This is a genomic window from Burkholderia sp. BCC1640 (genome assembly GCF_902833125.1).
GTDB lineage: Bacteria > Pseudomonadota > Gammaproteobacteria > Burkholderiales > Burkholderiaceae > Burkholderia > Burkholderia diffusa.
In genome coordinates this window covers 1-930 of sequence record NZ_CADFEF010000102.1, presented here as the reverse complement: position 1 = coordinate 930, position 930 = coordinate 1, and the positions used below count along the sequence as shown (strand labels likewise).

The following is a 930-nucleotide window of genomic DNA, read 5'->3' as shown; positions in this document are numbered from 1 at the left end:
GTCGCCCGGCGTCCAGCCCGCTCGCTCCAGGCAGCGGCGCGATGCCGGCACCGGACCCATGCCCATCACGCTCGGATCCACGCCCGCGTTCGCGTATGCCTTGATCCGCGCGAGCGGCGTCAGGCCGAGCGCCGCCGCCTTCTGCGCCGACATCACCAGCACCGCCGCCGCGCCGTCGTTCAGCCCCGACGCGTTCGCCGCCGTCACCGAGCCGTCCTTCGAGAACGCCGGCTTCAGCCCCGCCAGCGATTCCGCCGTCACGCCGTGACGCACGAACTCGTCGGTCGCGAACTGCAGCGGCTCGCCCTTGCGCTGCGGAATCGACACCGGCACGATCTCGGCGTCGAAGCGCCCGGCCTTCTGCGCGGCTTCCGCCTTGTTCTGCGACAGCGCCGCGAACGCGTCCTGCTCCTCGCGCGTGATCCCGTATTCCTTCGCGACGTTCTCCGCCGTGATGCCCATGTGGTACTGGTTGTACACGTCCCACAGGCCATCGACGATCATCGTGTCGACCAGCTTCGCGTCGCCCATCCGGAACCCGTCGCGCGAGCCCGGCAGCACGTGCGGCGCCGCGCTCATGTTTTCCTGGCCGCCCGCGATCACGATGTCCGCGTCGCCCGCCACGATCGCGTTCGCCGCCAGCATCACCGCCTTCAGACCCGAGCCGCACACCTTGTTGATCGTCATGCCCGGCACCGCGTTCGGCAGGCCGGCCTTGATCAGCGACTGGCGCGCCGGGTTCTGCCCCGAGCCCGCCGCCAGCACCTGGCCCATGATCACTTCGCTCACCTGCTCGGGCTTCACGCCCGAACGCTCCAGCACCGCGCGAATCACCGTCGCGCCCAGCTCCGGTGCCGCGATCTTCGCGAGCGAGCCGCCGAATTTGCCGACCGCGGTCCGCGCGGCCGATACGATCACTACGTCCGTCAT

At 70.3% G+C, this 930-nt stretch carries 1 protein-coding gene; it reads right to left on the bottom strand.

All coding sequences use genetic code 11. The features are described 5' to 3' along the window. A partial coding sequence (locus HWX25_RS32640) for an acetyl-CoA C-acetyltransferase (protein WP_175912714.1) occupies nucleotides 1-930 on the bottom strand: 930 nt, incomplete at both ends.